The sequence below is a fragment of the Cohnella cellulosilytica genome (genome assembly GCF_042431195.1).
Lineage (GTDB): Bacteria > Bacillota > Bacilli > Paenibacillales > Paenibacillaceae > Cohnella > Cohnella cellulosilytica.
Window position 1 is genome coordinate 135509 of record NZ_JBHMDN010000073.1, and the last position, 23930, is coordinate 159438.

Below are 23930 nucleotides of genomic sequence, written 5' to 3' on the forward strand. Positions count from 1 at the left end.
CTATGGCTTATCCGGATAAGTAAACACGACCTCGTGGACGCTTAGCTTGGCGCCGAGCATGATGCCTGCGCCGGGCTTCGGCTGCCCGCCGTGAGCGGCTTGTCCTTCGGCCGGTCCGCCTTCGGGCTTCGGGCGCGAGTGGGCGTGAGCCTGCTTGAAGGCGTCGCTGTTCACCCACCCCTGGAAAGCCTCCTTGTTTTCCCACGTCGTGCACACCTTCAATTCGTCATGCTCCTCCAGCGACTCGGTCAGCAGCTCCATACGGATAAAACCGGGAGCGTGCTGGACGCCTTTCGGATTTTGGAAACGCTCGGCAGCTTCGCCGACATGGCCGGATTTGACGCGAATCGTATTGACGGCAACGATCATCATCGCCACCCCTTTCGAGATATAGGTACAGCTCCAGTGTACCAAATCCCGGCTTTCCCCGCTCTATGCCTCGAGCCGGATTCCGATATCCCGCCGCACGGCCTCCCGCCAATAGCGGGCCGCCACGGCGATGTCGAAAGCGGCCATGCCCATCGGATTAAAGAAAATCGGCACCTCCGGCTCCAACGAGCGAAGACCGTCGCCGGCGATCGCTTCCCGAAGCGTAAGCGCATCCCGTTCCTTCAGGCCTTCCTCAAGATGCATCCGTTCGACGTCGGTATTTTCCCGGCACACCTCCCGCCAGTCGTCGACGACAACCCGGGTTCCGGTTGCGCTCGACGGCTCATAGTCCCGCAGCGAGACGTTCAGCAGCAGCGACCCGGGTGCGGGCCGCTCGTCGATATATCGCGAAGGCGAGACGGTGCACGTCGCGACGATGTCGCTCTCCCGGTAAACCTCCTGCCACGAACCGCATACGACCGTCTCCCTTCGCGATAAGCCGCCTGCCGAAGCCTCGCCTTGCCGCGACTCGCTTGCCATCGTCTCCGGCCGCCGCGGATCGCCGCCGAAGGTTGCCGGATCGATCCCGCGAACGTCGAACAGCCTGAAGCATTCCACTTGATCTCCGAACATGGCCGCGATCATGTCGTAGTGCGCTTTTCCGATCGGCCCCCAGCCGATAATTCCGACCCTGCAGCGTTCCCGCCGCCCCAATTGCAAATAGGACCGAAGCATCGCCGCGCTCACGGCCGCCGTGCGAAGTTCGTTAAGCCGACTGCCGCACAGGAACGCCTCGGGCGCGCCCGTCGCCGGATCGTTCAGCACGATCGAGCCGTGCGCCCGCGGAAGTCCGCGTTCGACGTTGCCGGGGAAGCTGGCGATCCACTTGATGCCGCTCATCTCCGTCTCTCCTCCGACAAAAGCGGGCATGGCGATGATCCGGTTGCCCGGCTCCCGAAAGCGCAAATACGGCTTGAGCGGCTGGACCGCTTCCGAGGTGCCGAGCAGCGCGGCCGTCCGTTCGACAAGCGTCGCCAGCGAAGGCCAATCCGCGCCGATCGCCCGGATATGTTCGTCGTTCAGATAGAGCATGTCAATCTCATCTCCCGTCCGTATTCGGCCCGCGACCCAAGGCGCGCGAACCGCGGCTCTCCAAGCGCGCGGCCGCAAGGCCGACATTCCGGGCCAGCGCGCCCGCAGGCTACAAGTTGTTCGCCGTCCATTCGTCATCGTAAACCGTGTCCAAGTAGCGATCGCCGCGATCCGGAAGAATGGCCGCGCAGACGGCTCCGGGCGGAATCTCGCCTTGCAGCGAGCGGATCGCGGCCAGCACGCCGCCGGAGGACGCGCCGGCGAGAATCGCCTCCGAGCGCAGCAGTTCCCGGCATGTCTCGACGCACTCCCGTTCCGTCACGTACACGATCCGGTCGATCAGCTCCGCCCGCGCGATCGGAGGGACCATGGCCGCGCCCAGCCCCGGAAATTTCCGTCCGCCTCTCGCCCCGCCGAAAATCACGCTGCCCGCCGCGTCCACCGCAACGATCGTCGTCGGCTGCCCGACCTCCTTCAACCGCTCGGCGCAGCCCCGGATCGTGCCGCAGGAGCTGACGCCGCAGAACAAATAATCGATGCGGGGAAGCTCCTGCAGAATTTCCGGCAGGGTCGTCTCGTAGTGCGCCAGATAGTTGTGCGGATTGCCGTACTGGTTCGTCCAGTAGCAGTCGCCGATTTGCCGCTGCAGCCGCTTCACCCGCTCGATCCGGGCGGGCAGGAAATCCCCTGTCGCCGGGTCCGGCTCCGCGACCAGCTCAACCTCCCCGCCCAACAGCCGAATGAGCCGCAGATGACTCCCGGTCGTGCGGGGGTCCACGACGCTGATAAAACGCAGCCCCAGCCCCCGGCAGATCTGGGCCAGGCTGATGGCCATATTGCCCGAGCTCGATTCGATGACGGTCGTCCCCGCGCGAATGTCCCCCGAACGGATCGCCTCCCGCACGATGCGCAGCGCCGGGCGGTCCTTGGCGCTGCCGCCCGGGTTCATCATCTCCAGCTTGCCGTACACGCGAAACGCCGCATCGCGGAACAGCCGGCGAAGCGGCACGAGCGGCGTTCGTCCGATTGCGTTGCCTATGCCGTCAAGCGCGTCCGCGGGGCTCAACAGGCCCGGGCCGTGTTCCTCCTCCATCGCCGTTCCCCTCAGTCGTAAAAGATTTTTTTGCGCTTGATCGCCGGTCCGCCGTCGGGAGCTTCCTCCGGCACGACCCGGATCGCCTCCAAAATGCCGCCCCGAATCATGGCGCCGATTTCGGGAATCCGCTCGGCCAGCTCCCGCTCGATGCTCTCGTAGACGGAAGCCTCTGCCGGGGCGCGGCTGCCGATATGCACGGTCAGCTTGTTCCCGCGCACATGAATGCCCACGTTGGCATCCTTCAAGCGGCGATAAACGACGTTCTCGATATCGTACACGCTGATTTTCTCTCCGTGCTTAAGCTCCGGGCCGATGCGCCGCACGATCGCCTCGAAGCTCTGCCGCCACTGGCCGTTCACGAGAATCGGGCGCAAATCCCGGACGACGTCGTAGGTGACGAAGCGCAAAGCCGGAAACAGCTCCCGCGCGAACGAGGTCAGCACGAGCACGGATTCCCCCTCCCGCAGCGGCTCCCAGTCTTCGCCCAGCGCCTCTGCCGGCACGCCCTCGGCTTTGATGCCCTCGGCGAACAGGTAACGTCCATGCTCGTGCGAATAGAAGGCGATCGTACCGATCTCGATCGAGCCGTACGTATCCGTGACGCGCGCCTCGTCCAGACCGAGCCTCTCCGCTGCGCTGCGGCGCCATGCGGGAGCCGCGATCTCGCCGACCAGAATGACGCCGCGGATTCCGTAGGAGGCCGAGTCGTCGTCGGCCGCCGCCAGCAGACGGTCGAGAATCGACGGCATCGTGTACAGAACGTGGGGCCGCAGCGTCCCGAGACGCTCCAGATGCCGGGCGATCGGCTGTTCGAACGGGATCGAGTCGGCGGCGACGCCGATTCTCGCGAAGACGTCCGGCGCGGTGCTTGCCGCGTGGCCCGTGCCCATGTCCGAGAGCGCGGTTGCGGCTCCCGTCGGCCCGATTATTTGCCGGAACAGGTCGGCCTTGATGCGAACGTAGCGTTCCTCGTCCTCCGAGGAATAGAAAATCGTTTTCCGCCGGTTCGCGCTTGTTCCCGACGTCCGGTAAGACGTTGCGCGGCCGACCGCTTCCTCCTCCGTATAGGGCAGCTCGCGGCTGTAATAATGCCGTTCCAGCAGCTCCGCCGTCATCAGCGGAAGCTGCCCGATCGTGCGGACCGCAAACCGGTCGATATCCGCATCCGCGAGAAGCTGCCCGTACCACGGAAACCGGCGCACGGTCCGGTCGATTTTGTCGTGAAAGGGCGACGTGCTCATGGCGATCCCTCCGCTTCCGCCTTCGCAGGCCGTTCATTCAATATATGTTCGGGAGCGGAACGCGTTCTTCGTTTCTCGAATAGGCCCCCGCCCTGCCTTCCGGGGAGCGCGGCCCATATTGTAATCGCAAGAGGGATACCCTGACGGGAAAAGGAAGGGAGCTGACGAGGAAATTGAACAGGAAGACGAAGGTGACGAGCAAGTGGATCAAGACGAAGCTGCTGAAGGGTTCCTCCGTATTGGCCCGGCATATTCCGGCCACGCGGCGGCTGACGGCCGCCTCGCTTCGCCGGATGCTGGGCAGGCACGGGATGGTATACATCAAGCCGGTCTCCGGCTCCTGCGGCGTCGGCGTCATGCGAATCGACCGCGCGTCCGGCAGATGGACCGTTCGCGACGGCGTGAAGCGCCAGGTTTTCCGCAGCTACTCGGCTTTGTACGGATGGGTTCGGACGCGGATCGGGAGGAAGCCTTATTTGGTGCAAAGGGGCATCCATATGCTGCGGCTGGGAGGCCGGCCGATCGACTACCGCGTCATGATCCAGAAAGGACGCAAAGCCGGCTGGAAGGTGACCGGGGTAGCCGCCCGCGTCGCTTCTCCCCGCAAGGCGGTCACGAACGGCAGCCAGGGAGGGAGCATTCACGAGGCGCGCGGACTGCTGCGGCGCACGGCGGGGAAGAAGCGGGCGGCCGGGCTGCTGACGCAATTCGACCGCTTGGCGTATGCGACTGCCAGGCGCTTCGGCCGAGCCTATCCCCGAATGAGGGAGCTCGGTCTGGACATCGCGGTCGACCGGCGCAAGCGGGCGTGGATTATCGAGGTGAATACGCGGCCGGACCCTTGTCCGTTCACGAAGCTGGCCGATCAAGCCATGCTGCGGCGCATCGTCCGATACGCCCGGGGGTACGGGCGCTCGTACGTCCTGCGCTGCATGAAGGCAAGACGGGGGTAACGGGCGGCCGGCAGGTCCCGAAAATCGCGCGCGCCCGTTCCCGCGCGGTTTCCGGGATTTCGGCGCGGTCCTTTTTATTATTCTTTCATTAGCATTCATTATTCTTTTATTGGCATTTATTAAAGTGAATAGAGAGACTTACATTTATATCATGGGGTGAACGGAATGGACAAGCTGTCCGAAAGCGCGAAGAAATGGTGGATCGCGATGTTGATTGCGGGTTTGTTGGGCGCTTCTTTTCCTTATCCTGCCGCGCATGCGGCTATGGCGGAGGGCGGGTACAGCCAGCCGCCGTGGAAGGAGGTCGATCATTCGTCCCCCGGACCGGAGGCGCGATTCGCTTCGGCCATGGCCTACGACGAAGATAGCGGGAACACTTTGCTGTTCGGCGGGGTGGACGTTAACCACGACGATTTGGACGATACGTGGATGTGGGACGGACGGAATTGGACGGACGTCACTCCGGCCGATCCGGGCGATTCTCCCGTGTCGCGCATATACGCGGAGATGGCCTACGCCGGTCCGGGCAAAGGCATGCTGCTCTTCGGAGGAAACATCGGCCCCGACATCTCCAACGAGACCTGGGTATGGGACGGAACGAAATGGCATAACGCGACCCCCGCGGATACGACCGCGAACTATCCCCCGGGCCGGACCGAGTTCAGCATGGCGTACATCGGGGGCGGCGAGATTCTGCTGTACGGCGGGTGGGGCGAGGGCGGCGACCTGAACGACACCTGGATATGGAACGGAACGAGCTGGCGGGAGGCGACCCCGGCCGATCCGAACGATTCTCCGACGACGATTAATCGGACGAGCATCGCATACGATCAGAAAAACGACCAAGTCGTTCTTTTCGGGGGATATACGAATAATGCTCCTTATGTTTCGAGCACAACGTGGATCTGGGACGGACTGAAATGGAACCTGCAGACGCCTGCGGTCTCGCCACCTCCGCGCGTCTTCGCCAGCATGGCTTACGATTCGAACCTCGAAAAGGTCATCCTCGTCGGAGGAGAAGCGGGATACGTCCCCAAAGACGACGTATGGTTCTGGGACGGAACGAATTGGACGGAGCAGACGGAAGCGAATCTTCCGCAGCTCAGCCTGTCCAATATGGTCTTCGACAGCCGAAGAGGACAATCCGTTCTCTTCAGCGGTTACAGCGAATACTACTTGTTCGAAAAGACGTGGACACAGCGAATATCAAGCGTGGCAAACGTCGGCGTTGTCGGCGGGTCCAATGCGGCAGAAGCGGCGGCGGATTGGATCGTCGAGTTCGAGACGGGCGTTTACGGAGAGCTGGCGGGAGGCTCGGATACGATTACCCTGCACGCGCCGACGGGCACGATTCTTCCGGCTTCGAGCTTGAATTACGCGATTAACGGCGCTGTCTCGGCGTCGGTCCTGCAAAATACCGCCGAAGAGGCGACGATTGCGCTGTCGCAAAACGTGCCTGCGAATACCCGGGTGTCCGTCGCGGTAAAGGGCGTTATCAATCCCCCGGCGGGCAGCTACGCTCCGGGAGATTTTACGATGGCTACGAGTCAGGACATCGTTGCCGCCCCGGCCGCGAGCGGGCTGCGCTTCCTTGTGCCTGACCATATCGCGGTCGAAACGACGCCCGTCTCCGCCTGGACCCGGAGCAGCGTGTCCGTTACGGGAGTCGTCTACGACAGCGCCGAGCTTCCGGTCTCCGGCGTGGAGGTCGAGTTCGCGGCTGCGTCGGGCAGTTTCGGGACCGCGAGCGCGACAACGGATGCGAACGGCCGTTTCAGCACGGTCTATACGACGCCGGCCGCTGCCGGAGACGTGACGATAACGGCTGCCTTGCACGCCGATTCCTCCGTGGCGGGAACGGCCCTCGTGCGCGTGAACGCTCGTCCGGGCGGCGGAAGCGGAAGCGGTTCGGGAGGAGGAACCTCCGGTTCCGAAGACCCGCCGACAACCGTCGAAGATCCGGTCGATCCTCCGGGCACGCCGGATATTCCGGATATTCCGGGCACACCGGACGTTCCGGGACCAGGTTCCGCCTTCGTTGACATTGCCGGTCATTGGGCCGAAGCCGCGATTCTGGACGCCGCCCGGAAAGGGATCGTTACGGGTTATCCGGACGGGACGTATCGGCCCGACCGCGCCGTGACGCGCGCCGAGTTCGCGGTGATGTTGGCGAAGGCGCTGCAGCTTCGCAACGAAGCGGCGGCTATCCCCTTCCAAGATGCGGACCGCATCGGGCTTTGGGCCCGGGCAGCCGTCGCGCAGGCCGTAAGCGCGGGACTGATCCGGGGCAATCCGGACGGCAGCTTCCGCCCGGACGCTCTCATAACGCGATCGGAGATGGCTGTGATGCTGGCGCGGGCGCTAACCGTTGCGGCCGACGCCCGCTCCGCCGGCTTCGCGGACGATCGCGACATTCCGGAATGGGCCGTCGGGGCGGCGGCCGAGATGAAGCGGCTGGGCATTATGCGGGGGAAGGGCGGCAACGGCTTCTTCCCGAAGGATGCTGCCACGAGAGGGGAAGCGGCGGCGGTTCTGCTGAAGACGCTGGCAGCCATGGCTCGGGAATAGAGCAAACCGTGCCGGAAGAAACCGTAGGGAGAATTCGACGTAATAAGGAGGAGGACACGCCAAACAAGGAGGAAGAGGGATGAATTGTCCGGTTTGCGATAATACCCGCATGAGGGAAGTGGAGAAAAACGGAATTCTCGTTGACGTCTGCCCGGCATGCAAAGGGGTGTGGCTGGACCGCGGAGAGCTGGAAAAGCTGATGCAGGACGTCAGAGAGGTTCGCGAGGACTACAACGACTGGTATTACGGCCAGGCTCCGGGAGGATACGAACAGCAGAGAGGGAACCCTCCCTCCCAGCCGCACTATCCTCCTCCGCAGCAGCCTTACCCCCAGAACGGCCGCTATCCGTACAAGAAAAAGAAAAAAAGCGTCATGGATCTTTTCGGCGACCTGTTCGATTAAGCGCCGCGAGTCCCCGTTATTTCAAGCCAACCGGGAGCAAATCCGGGTTGGCTTTATTTACGTCTCCATTTTCCAAGGAAGGAATTTCCTCCCGCGCTGTCGAAAAAGGGAAATATCTATCGAAAAAGCAAAGGTTGTGTTGACGGTGTTTTGTACGCAGTGCGGGAAGGAAATGCCCGATAACGCCCGGTTTTGCGGCGCTTGCGGGGCCGAATTCTCCGATCGGGGCGAGGAACGGCCGGCTGTCGCGGAAGATTCGGGTCCGCCAAGCGATCCCGATGAAGAAACGAAGGTCTTCGTAGGTCGGAATGCGGATTATTATCTGCGCAAGTGGGGCAAAAGCGTCGTTCCGGAAAAGGCGATCAGTTGGAATTGGGCCGCGTTTTTTCTTGCCTTCTTCTGGCTCGGGTACCGGAAGCAATACGGAGTTATATTCTTTATCGTAGGCCTATGGCTGGCGATTGATGTCGTCGATCTAACCGCCGATTTGGAACTGAACGACAGCAGCGTCGGCATGGCCCTGTCGATGGGATTCGGATTGGGCGGCAACGCGCTGTATTACAAGTATGCGAACAAGCAGATCGGGAAAATCAATCGCGATTTCCCGGATCGCCCCGCCAAACTCAAAGCGTTGGCCGACAAGGGCGGGACGAGCCGGGGCGGCGTATTTCTATCGATCGGATTGGTCGTCGCATACGTCGTTATTTACTTTTTCATCTTGTTTCCGATCCTGGGGAAGACGGAGGTCGAGTTCGGGCGTTCCGTATCCGACGGAATCATCGGGGAGCGTACGAGCGTATTCAATGAAAGGGATTCGATTCATTATATGTTCGAATTCCCGGGAAGCGGCGGAGACGTCGAAGTCGTGCTCGAATCCAGGGGAGGCTCCGTCAACGGGGTCGTGGAACGCTGGCCGCTGGACGTTCCTTCGGATTGGCCGGGGGTAAGCCATAACTTCGGCGCTCCTGAAGCAGGGGAATATATCCTTAAGGTTTTTAAGGGCGACAGGGTGATTTCCAAAGGGGAATTTACGGTAAAGAACTAACTTCGCTTTCCCGAGATTAAGCATTTTTCAGCCGCGAATTGCTCATCTTCCATTGACATTAAAAGTGAGAACGATTATCATTCAAGACATGGATATTTAATGAGAATCGTTTTCAACATACAAAAGGGTGGATGAGAGCATGTCCCGATTAAGCACGAGTCACCTGTCTCTGGCCTACGGCAGCCGGAGCATTGTCGAAGAATTGAACCTGCACGTCCCGGACGGCCTGATCACGGCGCTCGTAGGAGCGAACGGATCGGGCAAATCGACCATACTCAAATCGATGGCGCGCATTCTTACCCCGTCTAACGGCGGTGTATATTTGGACGGCAAGCTGATTCATCGCCAGCCGACGAAGGAAGTGGCCAAGAATCTGGCCATCCTGCCGCAAAATCCGACCTCTCCGGAAGGGTTGACGGTGCGCGAGTTGGTATCGTTCGGACGTTATCCTCACCAGAAGGGCTTCGGCATCTTGTCCTCGGAAGACAATCGCATGATCGACTGGGCGCTGCAGGCGACCGGGATGACGACGTTTACGAACCGTCCGGTGGACCATCTGTCCGGCGGCCAGCGGCAGCGCGCGTGGATCGCGATGGCTCTTGCGCAAGGCACGGAAGTGCTGCTGCTCGACGAGCCGACGACATTCCTGGACATGGCTCACCAGATGGAAGTCATGATCCTGCTGGAGAAGCTGAACAAGGATCAGAAGCGCACGATCATCATGGTCGTTCACGACCTTAACCATGCCGCGAGATACGCCCAGCACCTCGTGGCGCTGAAGGATGGCACGGTGATGTACGAAGGCCGCCCGGAGGACGTCATGACTCCGCAGATGCTGCGCGACGTGTTTAATATCGACGCCGACGTCATTCCCGATCCGCGCACGGGAGCGCCGATGTGCCTGCCCTATGGGCTGGCGGACGAACCGGCCGACCAAGAGGAAGGCGCCGAGCAGGCGGAATACGAGGACAGCCGGGTTCAGGCGATGGCCTGACGACAACCGAATAGTTGTGAATTCTCACAGTTCACACCCTTCTCCGCGATTGCTAGAATATAGGAAACGGAGGAGGGTGTTTTTGCGTCGTGAATAAACAAGCGGTCGAGAACAAGCTGTCGTCTCTAATCGAAAATGTAGGTTCCGTCGTCGTAGGGAAAGAAGCGGTGCTGGAGCAGCTGCTGATCGCGCTGTTCGCGAAGGGACACGTCATTCTGGAGGATGTTCCCGGAACGGGAAAAACGCTGCTCGCCAAGTCGCTCGCGCGTTCGCTCGCCTGCGAAATGAAGCGCATTCAATTTACCGCCGACCTGCTCCCCTCGGACGTCACGGGCATTAACGTATTTAATCAGCAGGCGGCCCGGTTCGAGCTTCGCCGGGGTCCCGTCTTCGCCAACATCCTGCTGGCGGACGAGCTGAACCGCGCCACTCCGCGCACCCAATCCAGCTTGTTGGAATGTATGGAGGAGCGGCAGGTTACGATAGATGGCGAGACCTATTCGCTGGATTCCCCTTTTATCGTCGTCGCCACGCAGAACCCGATCGACAACCACGGCACGTTCCCGCTGCCGGAAGCGCAATTGGACCGGTTTATGCTCTGCGTCTCGATGGGCTATCCGACGGATGCCGAAGAGCTGGCGATTCTGAAGCGGTTTACGGCCGACAATCCGCTGGACGGACTGCAGGCCGTGCTGAGCCGCGACGAGATTCGGGAATTGCAGGCCGAGGTGCCCAAGGTTCACGTCTCCGACGCCGTATACGGCTACTTGCTGGCCATCGTTGCCGCGACCCGAAGCCATGAGGACATCGCGTTCGGCGTAAGTCCGCGGGGCAGCCTCCAACTGCTGAAGGCGGTGCAAGCCCGCGCTCTGCTGCAGGGCAGGGATTACGCGCTCCCCGACGACGTGAAGGCGCTCGTAAAGCCGGTGTTCGCTCACCGGCTCATTCTGAAGGATTCGTTCGGAGGCGAGGCGAATCGGGCTCACCCGCTGCTGGACAGTCTGCTCGCGGGCATCCCCGTCCCGACGGAAGCCGCTCTGGAGTCGAGATAACGATGGCGGCGATCGTCTGGGTCGTTCTTTTGATGACGGTATTTTATTCGGTTCAGCGGCTGGTCTTTAACCTGCTTGGCTTCAAGGCTCTGACGTATTCCCGATCGTTCAGCGCGCTCCGGGTTCACGCCGGGCAGTCGGTCTGGATGAACGAGACGATTGCCAATCGCAAACGGATGCCCCTGCCCTGGCTGCGCGTGGAATCGATGCTTCCGGCGCAGCTCGTATTCAGGCAGCGGGAGGCGGACATGGCGATTCATCGCGGGGACCGGCTGCAGAACCACGCCAGCCTGTTCAGCGTACCGTCCTATACGGAAATCGTGCGCAAGCACGAAATTATATGCCCGCAGCGGGGAAAATACCGGATGGACAGCTACACGATTACGGTCGGCGATTGGATCGGCATTCCGGGCAAGTCGGCAAGCCACCAATCCGGCGGCGAGCTGGTCGTCTATCCCGCGGTCAAGGACATTCGCGATTTTCCTCTGGACGCGCGGAAGTATTTGCAGAGCGTCAGAAGCATGGCGAGTCCGATTATGGAGAATCACCCGCACGTCGCGGGAATCCGTCCTTACCGGGAGGGGGATTCCTTCCGGATGGTCAACTGGAGCGCGACCGCGAAGACGGGCCAGCTTCTGGTGCATAAGCGGGAGACGATGAAGGACAACGACTTGACGATCATTTTGAACGCCGAGCTGCTGGATCAAGAGCATAACCGCCGCATCACGGCCGAGCAATTCGAGGAAGCGCTGAGCTACGCCGCGTCCGCCGCGCATTACATCATTTCGGGCGGGGGCAAAGCCGGGTTTATTTTTAACGGGCTCAGAGGAGAAGGAGTAACGGAAGTGTACCGCGCGCCGGCAAGGGCGGGGGCCGCGCAGATGGAGGCTCTGCTCGAGGCGATGGCGGAGTTCCGCCCCGTCACGGCGCTCGGCTTGACTTATCTGCTGGAGCAATTGATTGCGGAGCGAAAGAGCGGTATGAATTATTTGCTGATTACGGCGTTCGCGGACCGAAAGCAGACGGGGCTCGTCGCCGCGCTCAGAAGCCAGGGCAATACGGTCCAGCTGCTCCGCACGTGGAAGGAGGAGACCGCCCATGGCCGGAAGACTGGGGCTTAGAGCGCTGGCCGAATGGTTGGTCTGGCTGCCGTTGACGCTGATCTTCTCCGCGAACATGGGAGCGGCGGGCAAGATCGGATTGGCGGCGGCCGTGCTGCTGTGCGCCGCGGCCGGGCTTGGCCTGAACGGACTGTCCGCCGTGCGGCGAAGACTGGCGCTGATCGTGCTGGCCGCGCTGCTGGTCGGGATCGGGATCGCCCGCTTCGCGGATCACCTTCCGATGCTGATTTGGCTCTGCGTCGTTCTCTGGAGGGGGCGGTACGTCCGGTTCGGGCATCGGCAATTCGGCTTGGCGTTCGGCGTAAGCGGCTTCGCCTTGTTCGCGATTGCGCTGAATGAGGCGTGGGCGGTTTATCGCCCGGCGATTATCGTGCTGGCCATCCTGTGGATGTGCGGCTGGTTCATCGCGTTAAACGGCAATCTGGTCAATCGGGCCGGACTCGGCGACGGCATCGTGACCCGTCCGGTCGCGCAGTCCAGCCGCAAGTACGCGCTTGTCTTCGTCGGCATCGGGATCTTGGCGATCGCCTTGACGGTCGGCTACGGCGAGCAGCTGCTGACGCCCAAGAAAATCGCCGATTCGGGCAGCCGCTGGATCGATCCGGAGCAGTTTATCCCGCCGGCTCAGCCGATGGAACGGCCGAACCTGCTGGGGGAACTGGGCGAGGACCAGGGAGAGCCGTCGCCGATTTGGGACTATTTGTTCTGGATTATCGCGGGGCTCGCGGCCATCGGAGTCGTCTGGTTCGCCCGGCTGCTGTGGAAGGACCGGTCGTGGACGTGGAGCGGCCTGCTCAAGACGCTGCGAGAGTGGTTCCTGCGCGAGCGGAGAACGGAGGCGCTGCCTTACGTCGAGGAACGGCGCAGTCTGCGCAAGGAAAAGAAATCCGGTCCGGGAAGGCTCGCGTCGATGCTGCGGGGCTCGAATTCCCGGCGGGAGTGGGAACGGCTCAGCAATCCCGAGAAGGTGCGGCTGCTGTACGAGGACGCCGTGGCGGCGGGCATTCGCCAAGGCTACGGATTCAGTCCCGCCGATACGCCCGCCGAGGCGCTCGCGGGACTCGAACGCTGGCATGCGGAGCGCGCGGCCGGCTCGGACAAGGAGCGGCAAGCCGAATATTGGACCTGGTTCCGCCGCGTACGGAGCGCGCTTGCTGGCTTGTACGGGAGGGCCCGGTACAGCCCGCACGACATTGCGTCCGAGGAAGTGGAGGAGCTGCGCGCAGGTGCGCCGCGGGGAAATTCCGGTTATCATCGATAGAGAGAACACCTTAGCTGCCGGGAGATGAAGGACATGTACACGATCGTCATTGCGGAAGACGAGAATTGGCTGCGCAGCGAGTTGGCGGAGATGGTCGCGCGCATCGGCGGCGAGTTCGCCCTCGCCGGCGAAGCGGTGGACGGAGAGGACGCTTGGCATATGCTGAACGAGCTCTGGCCGTCGATTCTGCTGACCGACATTCGGATGCCGCGCAAAGACGGACTGCAGTTGATCAAGGAAATCGACGAGGCCGGCATGCCGATCGTGCCGATCATTATAAGCGGGTACGATGAGTTTACCTATGCGCAGCAGGCGGTGCGGTACGGCGTCTCGGAGTATCTGATGAAGCCGGTAATGCAGGAGGAGCTTCAGGAGGCGCTCAAGCGCTCCATCAACCGGATGGCGATGCTGAGCGAGCTGAACGATTGTCTGAAGCGGATCAATACGTTTCTGGAAGCTCTGCCGGGATGGGATTCCCGCAGCAGGCAGAGCGAGCTGGACGACCTGCTGCGCCACATCTGGAATACGCCGACCGCCCATCCGCAAAGCCGGCACTCCATTTTAGCGCTGTTCGAGCGCAAGTGGATTGAACTGATCCAAGGGATGGACCCTTCGTTCCGGCCAGTCGAATCGAGTGGCTGGGGCGAGCGGGCCGAGGCCGCGGAAGCGTTCCGGAAGCTGCTGGAAAGCTGGTCGTTCACCAGCGTGTCCCAGTCGGGGCAGGATACGAGGCAAGCGATGGTCAGGGCGTGCGAATATATCGACCGGCACTACATGCAGCCGCTGACGCTCGGGCAGATGGCGCAGCGCGCCAATCTGAGCCCGTCCTACTTCGGCCAGCTGTTCAAGCAGCACACCGGCGCGTCGTTTATCGCCTATTTGAACGATACGCGCATCGATAAAGCGAAAATTTTACTGCTGGAAGAGGACATCAAAATTTACGAGGCGGCCGAGATGGTCGGCTTCGTCTCGCTTCCCCATTTTAACCGGATGTTTAAAACGCTGACCGGCAAAACTCCGAACGACTACCGCAAAGGCATGGGTTTGAAATGAACATCAAGTTTTTGACCTCCTATCGGACGCGAATGACCATCGGCTTTCTGCTCGTCATTATGCTGGCGCTGATCGTGGCGCTGGCGATCGCCGACCGTCAGGTCGGCCGCGTGATCGGGCGCGACGTGCTGCAGCTGTCCAGCGACGCGGCGGCGCGCTTTAATTACGACATCGACTCGTACGTGGAGCAGCTGGCCGAATCCGCCGCCCCGCTCGCCGCGGGCGAGCAGCTCCAGCACTTCCTGAGGGACCGCGAGGCGGCCAGGCCGGAGGAGACGGAAGCGATCGAGAAGGAGCTGCGCAAATACGTAGCCACCAACCGCCCCGAAATCGCCGGCATGTTCCTGATGTCCAGTCACGACAAGCTGATCTCGATTTTCAGCTATTATTATTCGCAATCGAACTTCTATTCGAACGAGCCCTGGTTTGCGCTGCCGTTTGGCGAAGACATCGAGCTGTATCCGACCCACTATACGAAATATCCGAATCAGGCGCCGTTCCCGGTATTCTCGGTTATTCTGCCGATCTTCGACGTCGAGACGGTAGAGGCGGCCGGGCACTTCGTGCTGGACATTATGCCGGAGAAGGTGATCAACAAGTTCGGCGATACCGGCCTGGGGCGCACGGGCTACCATTTCGTCGCTTCGTCGGACGGCATCGTCGTCTACCATCCGAACAAGGACTGGATCGGCAAGTCGATGTCGGAAACTCCGCTGGACAAGCTTCAATACGCGCTGTCCGACACGGCCAGCAAAGTCAGCTGGGAAGGCGAGGAATGGTACGTCTCCGTCAACCGCTCGAACCGGATGAACTGGAACATCTTCTCGATCGTTCCGTCCGCGGAGATGGAATCCGGGCTGCGGGCGGTGCGGATGTCGATCGTCTGGACGTTCGCCATCGTCTCCCTGCTGATTCTGATCGTCGTGCCCGTGCTTACGAACCGTTTTACAAAGCGGATCATCGTCCTCAAGAACGTGATGGCCAAAGCCGCGACCGGAGATCTGGAGGTCCGCGCGGAGGTCCACGCCCGGCCCGACGAAATCCATTATTTATATCGCGGCTTTAACCAGATGATGGACCGGCTGGAGAAGCTGGTCGGGGAAGTTTACGAGCTCGAGCTCAAGGAGATGCAGCTGTCGATTCGCCAGAAGGAGGCCGTCATCCGCTCGCTCCAGAACCAGATCAACCCGCATCTGCTCTATAATACGCTCGGCATTATCAAGAGCATGGCCTACCTGGAAAATATGCCGAAAATCGAGAAGATCGCCAAAAGTCTGGCGGACGTGTACCGGTATACGGCACGCTTCGAGAACGAAGAGGTGACGCTGAAGGACGAGCTGGACATCGTCTCCAAATATTTGGAGATCGTACGCCTGCGTTTTCCCTCCAGCTTCACCAGCATGCTGTCGGTGCCGGACAAGTTCCTTGCCGTTCCCTGCATGAAGCTGACGCTCCAGCCGATCGTCGAGAACGCGGTCAAGTACGGCATCGAGCCGCGCGGCGGCGACGGCGCGGTTATCGTGAGCGCCTACAGCGAGGGAGAGGACCTGCTCGTCGAGATTGCCGACAACGGCAAAGGCATACCGCAGGACCAGTTGGACGGGCTGCGGGCGATGCTGGAGCAGGCGACGGAAGAGCCGGACAAAGCGCCCAGCGGCGAAGGCTCGCTCGGACTGCCGAACGTGCACGCCCGGCTGGTTCTCCGCTACGGACGGGAATACGGCGTGCGGCTCGATTCGTTCGTCGGCCAAGGCACCGTCGTGACGGTGCGCATTCCGTTCCGGCACCCTGCGGCTCAAGATCGTGAAAATGAGTAAGAAATCGGGAATCCGGATAAGGCGGTCGCTGACCGCCTTATTTATACTTGGGAAACAAACAAAGAATAGTCCCAAGGAGGAGTCGAAATGAAAAAGATCAGTACGCTGCTGTGCGCATTCACCGCGTTTGCCCTGGTTCTTGCAGGCTGCGGCGATAAGGGAGGAGGGGCCTCGTCCTCGTCGCCTTCCCCGTCCTCGTCATCCGCTCCGTCGTCGTCCGGCGAAGCCTCGCAGGCGACCGACGACATCTCGAAGAAGCTGACGCTGACGATGATGGTCAGCACGGCGGCCGGAGGCGGCTGGACCGACGATCACCCGATGGTGAAGTATTTGAACGACAAATTCAACATTGACTTGAAGTTCCAATGGGTGCCGGGAGACAGCTACAACGAGAAGCTGAACGTGCTCGCCGCATCGAACAATTTCCCCGACGTGTTCCAGATCTGGGATGCCGCCACGTACAGCAAATGGATGCAGAAAGGCGTGTTCCTCGACCTGCAGCCGCTGCTGGCCGACTATCCGAACCTTGTCGGCAACGTGACCGACGAAGCGATGGCGATGATGAACCCGAAGGGCAAAGTATTCGGTCTGCCGATGTACGCGCCCGCCTTCCGCAGCAACCTGTCGATTCGTCAGGATTGGCTGGACAAGCTCGACTTGAAGGCGCCGGGAACGGTCGACGAATTTTACGAGGTCGCCAAGGCGTTCACGACGCAGGACCCGGACGGCAACGGCCGGCCGGATACGATCGGCTTCAGCATGTCGGTGTCCAACAGCGGCGATATTCTGGGCATCGATTACTTGAAGGGCGCTTTCGGCCTGGCTAACCGCTGGAAGGACGATAATGGCACCTTGGTGGCTATGCAGACGCAGGCCGAAGAGTGGAAAGCGCTGGCGACCTATTTGCGCCAAGCCTACTCGGACGGCGTGCTGGACAAGGATTTCCCGGTGAACAAGGAGCGCGATCCGTGGAACAAGCTTGAAGGCAATACGAACGGCATCGCCGAGGTTAACCCGAACGAGGTGTACAAGCAATCGGTGCCGACGCTGCAGAAGCTGGCCCCGGAAGCCGACATCGTTCAGCTCGACCCGCCTGCCGGACCGACGGGCCTGCGCTTCGCAAACACGATCACGAGCACGACGAAAATCGTCCTGAACGCCAAGCTGGACGAAGAGAAGCAGAGACGCATTCTGCAGGTCATCGATTTCATGTTCTCGGACGAGGGCTATATTTGGTCGAAAAACGGCATCGAAGGCGTGCACTACACCAAAAACGGCGACACCTACGAAAAGCTGGACGCCTTCGACAACGATCGTCCGCAAATTTTGTCCACTTGGTTTATCCGCCGGTTCGATCCGAGCATTCAAATCCGCCTCTGGGACGATAAAGCCTACGTGGACAAAGTGCTGGCCTGGTTCGAAAATACCGAGCCGTACGCCTGGACGAATCCCGCGGCCGGACTGATCTCCGAGACGTTCTCGAAGAGCGGCATTCAGCTCGACCAGAAGTTTACCGCGGCCATCGTCAAGGTCATTACCGGCAACGCGCCCGTGGAATCGATCGACGACGCGGTGAAGGCGTGGAGAAGCGGCGGCGGAGACAAAATCATCGAAGAAACGAACGCCCTGTACGCAGATTTGAAATAAGGCCGGAGGAGAGAGAGCCGTATCCGCTCTCTCCCTCTTCTCATTGGAGGTGCAACGAATGCCGACGTCCGATATTCGCAGAAGGCTGCGCCGCGGCCTCCCGCTGTATGCTCTCATTTTGCCGGGGGCGCTCTTCTTCCTGTTGTTCCGTTACTTGCCGATGGGCGGCATTCTGATCGCGTTTCAGGACTTCGAGCCGTTCGACGGCTTTATGAAGAGCTCGTGGGTAGGCTTCGACCATTTTGTCCGCTTGTTCGGCGATCCCGATTTTTGGGTGCTGTTCCGCAATACGCTCGTGCTGAGCGCGCTCAACCTGTTTATTTTCTTCCCGGCTCCGATTATTCTCGCTCTGCTGCTGAACGAAGCGCGCATCCGCATGTTCCGCCGGGCGGTGCAGACGATTACGTATATGCCCCATTTTCTATCCTGGGTGGTCGTCGTCGGCATTTCCGTGCTGCTGTTCTCCACACAGGAGGGCGCGATTAATCAGCTGCTGGCCGCCAACGGCTGGGGACGGATCGAGCTGCTGACCGATTCGAGTTATTTCCGCCCGCTGTACGTGCTGATGAACATCTGGAAGGAATCGGGCTGGAGCGCGATTATCTTCCTCGCGGCGCTGGCATCCATCGACCCGACGCTGTACGAGGCCGCGGTCATGGACGGAGCCAGCCGGTGGAAAACGATGCTTCACGTCAGTCTGCCCGCCCTGCGCAACGTCATTATCATTTTGTTTATTTTGCGGCTGGGACAGACGATGGAGACCGGCTTCGAGCAAGTGCTGCTGATGCAGAACTCGCTTAATCTGGACGTGTCGGACGTGTTCGATACGTACGTCTACCGAAACGGCGTTCTGACGGGCGAATACAGCTACACGACGGCTGTCGGGCTGTTCAAGTCGGTCATCGGGCTTGTCCTGATCGTCGCGGCGAACGGCTGGGCCAAGCGCAAAGGCGAGGAGGGAGTCTATTGAACCGAATGTCAGGATCGGACCGCACGTTCGTGGCGGTCGTGTATGCGGTGCTTATCGTGGCTACGCTTGTCGTCGCCCTGCCGTTCCTATACGTCGTCATCGTCTCGTTCGCGACCAAAGCGGAGGTGCTGTCCCGCGGCTTCTTCCTTGTTCCGAAAACGTGGTCGCTGGACGCTTATCAATACTTGTTCCGGGAGCGCAACTTCCTGCTGTCCTTCCGCAACTCCCTGTGGATTACGCTGATCGGAACGCTTGTCAACATCGCGCTGACCAGCATGATGGCTTACGGCTTGTCGAAGCCGTGGGTCGTCGGACGCAAGACGATGAACATGCTCGTGCTGTTCACGATGCTGTTCAACGGCGGCATTATTCCGACCTATCTCGTGGTGAACCAGTTCGGCCTGCTGGACAGCTACTGGTCGATCTGGCTGACGGCCGCGATCGCTCCGTTTAACTTGATCGTCATGAGGGGCTTCTTCCAGAGCTTCCCCTCGGAGCTGGAGGAGGCGTCGCGCATCGACGGCTGCGGAGAGCTGTATCTGTTCCGTAAAATCGTGCTTCCGCTGTCGATGCCGGCCATCGCGACGTTCACGCTGTTCTACCTGGTGCAAAATTGGAACACGTACTTCAACGCCTTGCTCTATCTGAACGACTCGGCGAAATGGCCGCTGCAGGTGTTCCTGCGGCAGATGCTGATCGAAGCGGCGGATTCCTCGATGACGCTGGAGATCGAAGGCTTCGAATTCGGCCCGCCGGTCAAGATGGCGACGGTCGTGGCGACGGCGCTGCCGCTGCTGATCATTTATCCGTTTTTCCAGAAGCACTTTAATCAAGGGATGCTGTTGGGATCGGTGAAGGGCTGATGAGCAAGCGGCCTTCGATTGTTTTTCTGATCGCCGACGATCATCGGCATGAAGCGTTGGGGTCGTCGGGCAACTCGGTTGTGCGTACGCCGGTGTTGGATGAATTGGCTGCCGATGGGGCGGCGATGCAGGGCGCTCACATTTTCGGCGGCTTGACGGGCGCGGTATGCGCTCCAAGCCGCGCCTGCATCATGACGGGACGCTCGATCTTCCGCTCGATGATCGGCTGCGATCCGGCGGAGTGGACGCACTCCACCGATATTCGCCCGGAGGTGCCATTGCTGCCCGAGCGTCTGCGCGGCGCCGGGTATCAAACCTATGCGGTCGGCAAGTGGCACAACGACAAGGCAAGCTTCGCCCGCAGTTTCGCGGGCGGGGACAAGCTATTCTTCTATGGCATGAGCGATCATTGGCATGTCCCGGTGCAATCGTTCGACCCGGAGGGCCGGTACGGCAAGGAGCGCGAGTACGTGGAAACGCGGCACTCGTCCGAGGTTTTCGCCGATGCGGCGATCGATTATCTGCGGCGTCAGGACGGCGAACAGCCGTTTTTCTTATATGTCGCCTTCACTGCGCCGCACGATCCTCGCACCGCTCCCGAGCCGTACGCTTCGATGTTCCGGCCGGAGGAGCTGCCGCTGCCGCCGAACTTCGCCGCGGAGCATCCGTTCGATAACGGAGACCTGGGCGTGAGAGACGAGCGGCTGGCTTCCGTTCCGCGCCGCGAAGAGGAAATCAGGCGGCATATGGCCGACTACTATGCGATGATCGCTCATTTGGACGCTCAGGTGGGACGCATCGTCGACTGCTTAAAAGCGAAAGGGCTGTACGACGACACCTTGCTCGTCTACACGGCCGATCACGGCTTGTCCGTCGGGCAGCACGGCCTGATGGGCAAGCAGAACGTGTACGATCACAGTGTGCGGATTCCGCTGCTGCTGCGCGGGCCGGGCGTCGAAGCGGGCGCGAAGCCGCCGGGGCTGCTCAGCAACATCGACATTGCGCCGACTGTGGCCGAGCTTGCCGGTCTGCCGGAGCAGCCGGATGCCGACGGCGTCAGCTTTGCCGATCTGCTGCGCGGCGAGAGGGCTGCAAGTTCGGACGCAGGTGAGCGTGCGAGTACAAGTGCAAGCGAAAGTGAAAGCGCGGCTGAGCCGTTCCAGCCGAGAACATACGTATGTACGGCCTATCAAGACCTGCAGCGGATGGCGAAGGATCGCCGATGGAAGCTGATACGCTATTATCGCAGTCTGGCAAGCGAAGCGGGTGCCGACCGCGTTCAGTTGTTCGACATGGAGGCCGACCCGTGGGAAACCCGCGACGTAAGCGGAGATCCGGCCAATCGCCATGAGATGGAGCGAATGGCGCGGCTGCTGCGGGATTGGATGGACCGTCACGACGATATTTTGCGCCATGTTCCTATTCTTGGCCCGACTATTCCCGGAGGTGACTCTGTATGACAGCAATGCCCGATTCCGTCGTTCGGCTGTTGGCCGAGGCCGACGCCCGGCTGGCGGATCGCCCGAAGCTGCTGGCGATGTTCAAAGCCTGCTTCGTCAATACGCTGGAGACGACGACCAAGGTGCTGGAGGACGGCACCACGTTCGTGTTTACCGGCGACATTCCCGCCATGTGGCTGCGCGATTCGAGCGCGCAGGTGCGACACTACTTGCCGCTTGCGGGCGGGGACCCGCAGCTGCAGCAGCTGATCGAGGGGCTGCTCCGCCGTCAGTTTCATTTTATCGGCATCGATCCGTATGCCAACGCGTTTAACGAGGCGGCCAACGACAACCGGCTCGATTGGGACGAGACCGAGCTGAACCCGTGGATATGGGAGCGCAAATACGAGGTCGACTCGCTCTGCTATCCGCTTCATCTGGCTCATCTTTACTGGAAGGAGACCGGGAGAACGGCCGTATTCGACGATACGTTCCGGGAGACGGCGCGGCGGATTATCGCGCTCTGGACGACGGAGCAGCGGCATTTCGAGCAGTCGCCTTATCGCTTCGCGCGTCACACGGGGCCGAAATCGGACACCCTGCGCAACGGACGGATGGGCATGCCGGTCAATTACACCGGCATGACCTGGTCCGGATTCCGGCCGAGCGACGACGCCTGCAAGTTCGGTTATTTGATCCCTGCGAATATGTTCGCGGCGGTCGCGCTGGGCGGCGTCGCGGAAATCGCGGCCGAGGTATGCCGCGATGAGGAGCTGGCCGAACAAGCCTTGAAGCTTAAGGAAGAGATCGAGTACGGGATCGAAACGTACGGCACGACGATTCACCCGCAGTTCGGCCGCATCTACGCCTACGAAACCGACGGCTTCGGCAACTACAATCTGATGGACGACGCCAATGTGCCGAGTCTGCTGTCGATTCCGTATCTCGGATACAAGCCGGCGGACGACGAAACCTACCGCAACACCCGTCGTTTTATTCTTAGCGAGGCCAACCCGTATTTCTATCGCGGCCAAGCGGCGCAGGGCATCGGCAGTCCGCATACGCCTCATCGCTATATCTGGCCTATCGCGCTGAGCATGCAATTGATGACGGCCGACAACGACTCCGAGCGGGAGAAGCTGCTGGAAACGCTGCTGTCGACGGATGCCGGAACCGGCTTTATGCACGAAGGCTTCGACGCGGACGACCCCGCCCGATTTACGCGGCCGTGGTTTGCCTGGTCGAACAGCCTGTTCGCCGAAGCGGTCCATAGGCTGATGTCTGAGGGACGATTATAATCGGCCTAGCCGTCTGTCATTCGCCGGGAAACGTCCATGGATTCAGATCACAGATTGCGCCGAAAGGAGAATGCGATAATGGCGGAGGAAAACAAGGCGGCTTCGCGCCGTCCCAACATTTTATTCATCCAGACCGATCAGCAGAGGACGGATACGTTGGCTGCGTATGGAGGGAGCATCTGCCGGACGCCCCGCTTGGACCAGTTGGCGGAGGAAAGCGTCGTGTTCGACAACGCATACACCAGCTGTCCGGTATGCACGCCCGCGCGCGCCTCGATTCAAACCGGCTTGTACCCGTTTAAGCACGGCATGCAGACGAACGGATACGGCATGGGAAGCATGGTGCAGGAGCTTCCGGATACGCCGCGGCTGCTGAGCCGCCGCTTGGAGGAAACGGACTACAGCCTCGGCTATACGGGGAAATGGCACTTGGGAACGTCGGGACCGGAGGAGCGGTATGCGAACGGTAATCTCGCCTATGTTCGTTTTCCCGAGTTGACGGCAGGGATGCGCTCGCTGCCGACCGATGTCGGCTATGAGGGAGACGACTTTGGAGGGCACGGTCTTGGCGGCATGCATTATGCTGCGTTTAAGGAGTATTTGCGGGAGAGAGGGCTGGAATGGAACCTGATCAACAAGGTGTCCGGCCATTTCGAAGGGCACTTCTCGGCCGAACTGACGACGCCGGTCGAAGGAACGGTCGAATATTACTTGGTCGACCGCGCCATCGAGCACATCGACCGTTTTCGCGAACGGGAGAAGCCGTTTTTCTTCTCCTTGAATTTCTGGGGTCCGCACGAGCCGTACATCGCGCCGACGAAGCATCTCGACATGTACCGGGACGTCGAGATTCCGCCGTGGCCGAATTTTGACGACGACGGGACCGGCAAGCCTTCCATTCATCGCATCAAGCAGGGCAGCAAAGTATGGGAGGACTTCGTTCCGCACATTCGCCATTATTACGCGTTCATGAGCAGCATTGACGAGCAGATCGGCCGCTTGCTCGACTACTTGAAGCAAAACGGGCTGTACGACAATACGATTATCCTGTTCACCGCCGACCACGGCGAGTCGCTGGGCATTCACGGCGGGCTGTGCGACAAGTCTTTTTACATGTATGAAGAAACGTGCCGCATTCCGCTGCTGGTCAAGCCTGCGGCAGGAACGGGCCGACCGGGCCGGGAAGCGAGTATGGTCGGAACATGCGATATTCACGCGACGATTCTGGATCTGGCGGGAGCGGGAGAGCCGGAGCAGGGCAGCGACGGCAGATCGTTCGCGCCGATGCTGGAGAACAAAACGATCGAGGATTGGCCGGACTGCATCGTGACGGAGGGCGCAGGCCTGGAGAGCGTCATGTACACGCAGCGGATGATCCGCAAGGGCGGCTTCAAGTATGTGTTCAACTGCGGAGATACGGACGAGCTGTACGATCTCGATCGCGATCCGCACGAGCTGCGCAATGTTATCGACGACGGCGAATACGCTGCGGCTGCGGACGACATGCGGCAGGCTCTCGTGGCCTGGATGACCAAGCATGAGGACGGACTGCTGAAGCAGTTCAGACGTCTTCGTCCGGTGTAGATCGCAGCAGCGGATACGCAGGCTGAGCTGCATATCGGTGAGTGCAAAAAAAGTCGCGAGCACG

General features: G+C 60.8%; 20 protein-coding genes. 16 read left to right on the plus strand and 4 right to left on the minus strand.

Annotation, left to right across the window (positions count from 1 at the left end):
• The 4 genes from ACFFT4_RS31905 to ACFFT4_RS31920 form a co-directional block, all read right to left on the minus strand.
• On the minus strand, nucleotides 1-369 hold the full coding sequence (locus ACFFT4_RS31905; RefSeq protein ID WP_378053311.1) for an antibiotic biosynthesis monooxygenase: 369 nt from the start codon (nucleotides 367-369) through the stop codon (nucleotides 1-3).
• Nucleotides 370-432: 63 nt separating this feature from the next.
• Complete coding sequence (locus ACFFT4_RS31910) at nucleotides 433-1461, minus strand: 2,3-diaminopropionate biosynthesis protein SbnB (protein ID WP_378053313.1); 1029 nt, start codon at nucleotides 1459-1461, stop codon at nucleotides 433-435.
• 109 nt (nucleotides 1462-1570) lie between these two features.
• Complete coding sequence (gene sbnA, locus ACFFT4_RS31915; RefSeq protein WP_378053315.1) at nucleotides 1571-2554, minus strand: 2,3-diaminopropionate biosynthesis protein SbnA; 984 nt, start codon at nucleotides 2552-2554, stop codon at nucleotides 1571-1573.
• A gap of 11 nt (nucleotides 2555-2565) precedes the next feature.
• Entirely contained in the window at nucleotides 2566-3798 is a 1233-nt protein-coding gene (locus ACFFT4_RS31920; RefSeq protein ID WP_378053317.1) for a phenylacetate--CoA ligase family protein, read from the minus strand.
• A gap of 173 nt (nucleotides 3799-3971) precedes the next feature.
• Here ACFFT4_RS31920 and ACFFT4_RS31925 point away from each other — a divergent pair, with 173 nt between their 5' ends.
• The 16 genes from ACFFT4_RS31925 to ACFFT4_RS32000 all read left to right on the plus strand — a co-directional run bounded on the left by ACFFT4_RS31925 (nucleotide 3972) and on the right by ACFFT4_RS32000 (nucleotide 23866).
• Nucleotides 3972-4751 carry a YheC/YheD family protein gene (locus tag ACFFT4_RS31925; RefSeq protein ID WP_378053319.1) on the plus strand — a complete coding sequence of 260 codons (780 nt, stop codon included), beginning with the start codon at nucleotides 3972-3974 and terminating at the stop codon, nucleotides 4749-4751.
• A 165-nt stretch (nucleotides 4752-4916) separates the two neighbouring features.
• Entirely contained in the window at nucleotides 4917-7319 is a 2403-nt protein-coding gene (locus ACFFT4_RS31930) for an S-layer homology domain-containing protein (protein ID WP_378053321.1), read from the plus strand.
• 79 nt (nucleotides 7320-7398) lie between these two features.
• On the plus strand, nucleotides 7399-7722 hold the full coding sequence (locus ACFFT4_RS31935; protein ID WP_378053323.1) for a TFIIB-type zinc ribbon-containing protein: 324 nt from the start codon (nucleotides 7399-7401) through the stop codon (nucleotides 7720-7722).
• A 145-nt stretch (nucleotides 7723-7867) separates the two neighbouring features.
• Nucleotides 7868-8767, plus strand: a complete 900-nt coding sequence (locus ACFFT4_RS31940; protein ID WP_378053325.1) for a DUF2628 domain-containing protein — start codon at nucleotides 7868-7870, stop codon at nucleotides 8765-8767.
• Between the two features lie 139 nt (nucleotides 8768-8906).
• Nucleotides 8907-9761, plus strand: coding sequence for an ABC transporter ATP-binding protein (locus ACFFT4_RS31945; protein WP_378053327.1), 855 nt, complete (start codon nucleotides 8907-8909; stop codon nucleotides 9759-9761).
• Nucleotides 9762-9850: 89 nt separating this feature from the next.
• Complete coding sequence (locus tag ACFFT4_RS31950) at nucleotides 9851-10813, plus strand: AAA family ATPase (protein WP_378053329.1); 963 nt, start codon at nucleotides 9851-9853, stop codon at nucleotides 10811-10813.
• Between the two features lie 2 nt (nucleotides 10814-10815).
• Nucleotides 10816-11934 carry a DUF58 domain-containing protein gene (locus tag ACFFT4_RS31955; protein ID WP_378053331.1) on the plus strand — a complete coding sequence of 373 codons (1119 nt, stop codon included), beginning with the start codon at nucleotides 10816-10818 and terminating at the stop codon, nucleotides 11932-11934.
• A complete protein-coding gene (locus tag ACFFT4_RS31960; protein WP_378053333.1) occupies nucleotides 11912-13195 on the plus strand; it encodes a hypothetical protein in 1284 nt (427 codons plus the stop codon). The genes ACFFT4_RS31955 and ACFFT4_RS31960 overlap by 23 nt, the downstream gene beginning before the upstream one ends.
• Nucleotides 13196-13228: 33 nt before the next feature.
• Entirely contained in the window at nucleotides 13229-14248 is a 1020-nt protein-coding gene (locus tag ACFFT4_RS31965) for a helix-turn-helix domain-containing protein (RefSeq protein WP_378053335.1), read from the plus strand.
• Nucleotides 14245-16065 carry a cache domain-containing sensor histidine kinase gene (locus ACFFT4_RS31970; RefSeq protein WP_378053337.1) on the plus strand — a complete coding sequence of 607 codons (1821 nt, stop codon included), beginning with the start codon at nucleotides 14245-14247 and terminating at the stop codon, nucleotides 16063-16065. The genes ACFFT4_RS31965 and ACFFT4_RS31970 overlap by 4 nt, the downstream gene beginning before the upstream one ends.
• Before the next feature lie 87 nt (nucleotides 16066-16152).
• Nucleotides 16153-17712 carry an extracellular solute-binding protein gene (locus tag ACFFT4_RS31975; RefSeq protein ID WP_378053339.1) on the plus strand — a complete coding sequence of 520 codons (1560 nt, stop codon included), beginning with the start codon at nucleotides 16153-16155 and terminating at the stop codon, nucleotides 17710-17712.
• A 58-nt stretch (nucleotides 17713-17770) separates the two neighbouring features.
• On the plus strand, nucleotides 17771-18682 hold the full coding sequence (locus tag ACFFT4_RS31980; protein WP_378053341.1) for an ABC transporter permease: 912 nt from the start codon (nucleotides 17771-17773) through the stop codon (nucleotides 18680-18682).
• Nucleotides 18683-18687: 5 nt separating this feature from the next.
• Nucleotides 18688-19545 carry a carbohydrate ABC transporter permease gene (locus ACFFT4_RS31985; RefSeq protein WP_378053464.1) on the plus strand — a complete coding sequence of 286 codons (858 nt, stop codon included), beginning with the start codon at nucleotides 18688-18690 and terminating at the stop codon, nucleotides 19543-19545.
• Nucleotides 19545-21005: a sulfatase family protein gene (locus tag ACFFT4_RS31990; protein ID WP_378053343.1), complete on the plus strand. Its 1461-nt coding sequence runs from the start codon at nucleotides 19545-19547 to the stop codon at nucleotides 21003-21005. Before ACFFT4_RS31985 ends, ACFFT4_RS31990 begins: the two co-directional genes overlap by 1 nt.
• Nucleotides 21002-22282, plus strand: a complete 1281-nt coding sequence (locus tag ACFFT4_RS31995) for a glycoside hydrolase family 125 protein (protein ID WP_378053345.1) — start codon at nucleotides 21002-21004, stop codon at nucleotides 22280-22282. Before ACFFT4_RS31990 ends, ACFFT4_RS31995 begins: the two co-directional genes overlap by 4 nt.
• A 78-nt stretch (nucleotides 22283-22360) precedes the next feature.
• Nucleotides 22361-23866 carry a sulfatase family protein gene (locus ACFFT4_RS32000; RefSeq protein ID WP_378053347.1) on the plus strand — a complete coding sequence of 502 codons (1506 nt, stop codon included), beginning with the start codon at nucleotides 22361-22363 and terminating at the stop codon, nucleotides 23864-23866.
• Nucleotides 23867-23930 lie beyond the last annotated feature (64 nt).

Coding starts and splice junctions, on each gene's coding strand:
- ACFFT4_RS31965 (WP_378053335.1), top strand. CDS start 13,229: ATGTACACGATCGTCATTGCGGAAGACGAGAATTGGCTGCGCAGCGAG.
- ACFFT4_RS31995 (WP_378053345.1), top strand. CDS start 21,002: ATGACAGCAATGCCCGATTCCGTCGTTCGGCTGTTGGCCGAGGCCGAC.
- ACFFT4_RS31955 (WP_378053331.1), top strand. CDS start 10,816: ATGGCGGCGATCGTCTGGGTCGTTCTTTTGATGACGGTATTTTATTCG.
- ACFFT4_RS31980 (WP_378053341.1), top strand. CDS start 17,771: ATGCCGACGTCCGATATTCGCAGAAGGCTGCGCCGCGGCCTCCCGCTG.
- ACFFT4_RS31945 (WP_378053327.1), top strand. CDS start 8,907: ATGTCCCGATTAAGCACGAGTCACCTGTCTCTGGCCTACGGCAGCCGG.
- ACFFT4_RS31990 (WP_378053343.1), top strand. CDS start 19,545: ATGAGCAAGCGGCCTTCGATTGTTTTTCTGATCGCCGACGATCATCGG.
- ACFFT4_RS31920 (WP_378053317.1), bottom strand. CDS start 3,798: ATGAGCACGTCGCCCTTTCACGACAAAATCGACCGGACCGTGCGCCGG.
- ACFFT4_RS31910 (WP_378053313.1), bottom strand. CDS start 1,461: ATGCTCTATCTGAACGACGAACATATCCGGGCGATCGGCGCGGATTGG.
- ACFFT4_RS31905 (WP_378053311.1), bottom strand. CDS start 369: ATGATCGTTGCCGTCAATACGATTCGCGTCAAATCCGGCCATGTCGGC.
- sbnA (WP_378053315.1), bottom strand. CDS start 2,554: ATGGAGGAGGAACACGGCCCGGGCCTGTTGAGCCCCGCGGACGCGCTT.
- ACFFT4_RS31975 (WP_378053339.1), top strand. CDS start 16,153: ATGAAAAAGATCAGTACGCTGCTGTGCGCATTCACCGCGTTTGCCCTG.
- ACFFT4_RS31935 (WP_378053323.1), top strand. CDS start 7,399: ATGAATTGTCCGGTTTGCGATAATACCCGCATGAGGGAAGTGGAGAAA.
- ACFFT4_RS32000 (WP_378053347.1), top strand. CDS start 22,361: ATGGCGGAGGAAAACAAGGCGGCTTCGCGCCGTCCCAACATTTTATTC.
- ACFFT4_RS31960 (WP_378053333.1), top strand. CDS start 11,912: ATGGCCGGAAGACTGGGGCTTAGAGCGCTGGCCGAATGGTTGGTCTGG.
- ACFFT4_RS31970 (WP_378053337.1), top strand. CDS start 14,245: ATGAACATCAAGTTTTTGACCTCCTATCGGACGCGAATGACCATCGGC.
- ACFFT4_RS31985 (WP_378053464.1), top strand. CDS start 18,688: ATGTCAGGATCGGACCGCACGTTCGTGGCGGTCGTGTATGCGGTGCTT.
- ACFFT4_RS31930 (WP_378053321.1), top strand. CDS start 4,917: ATGGACAAGCTGTCCGAAAGCGCGAAGAAATGGTGGATCGCGATGTTG.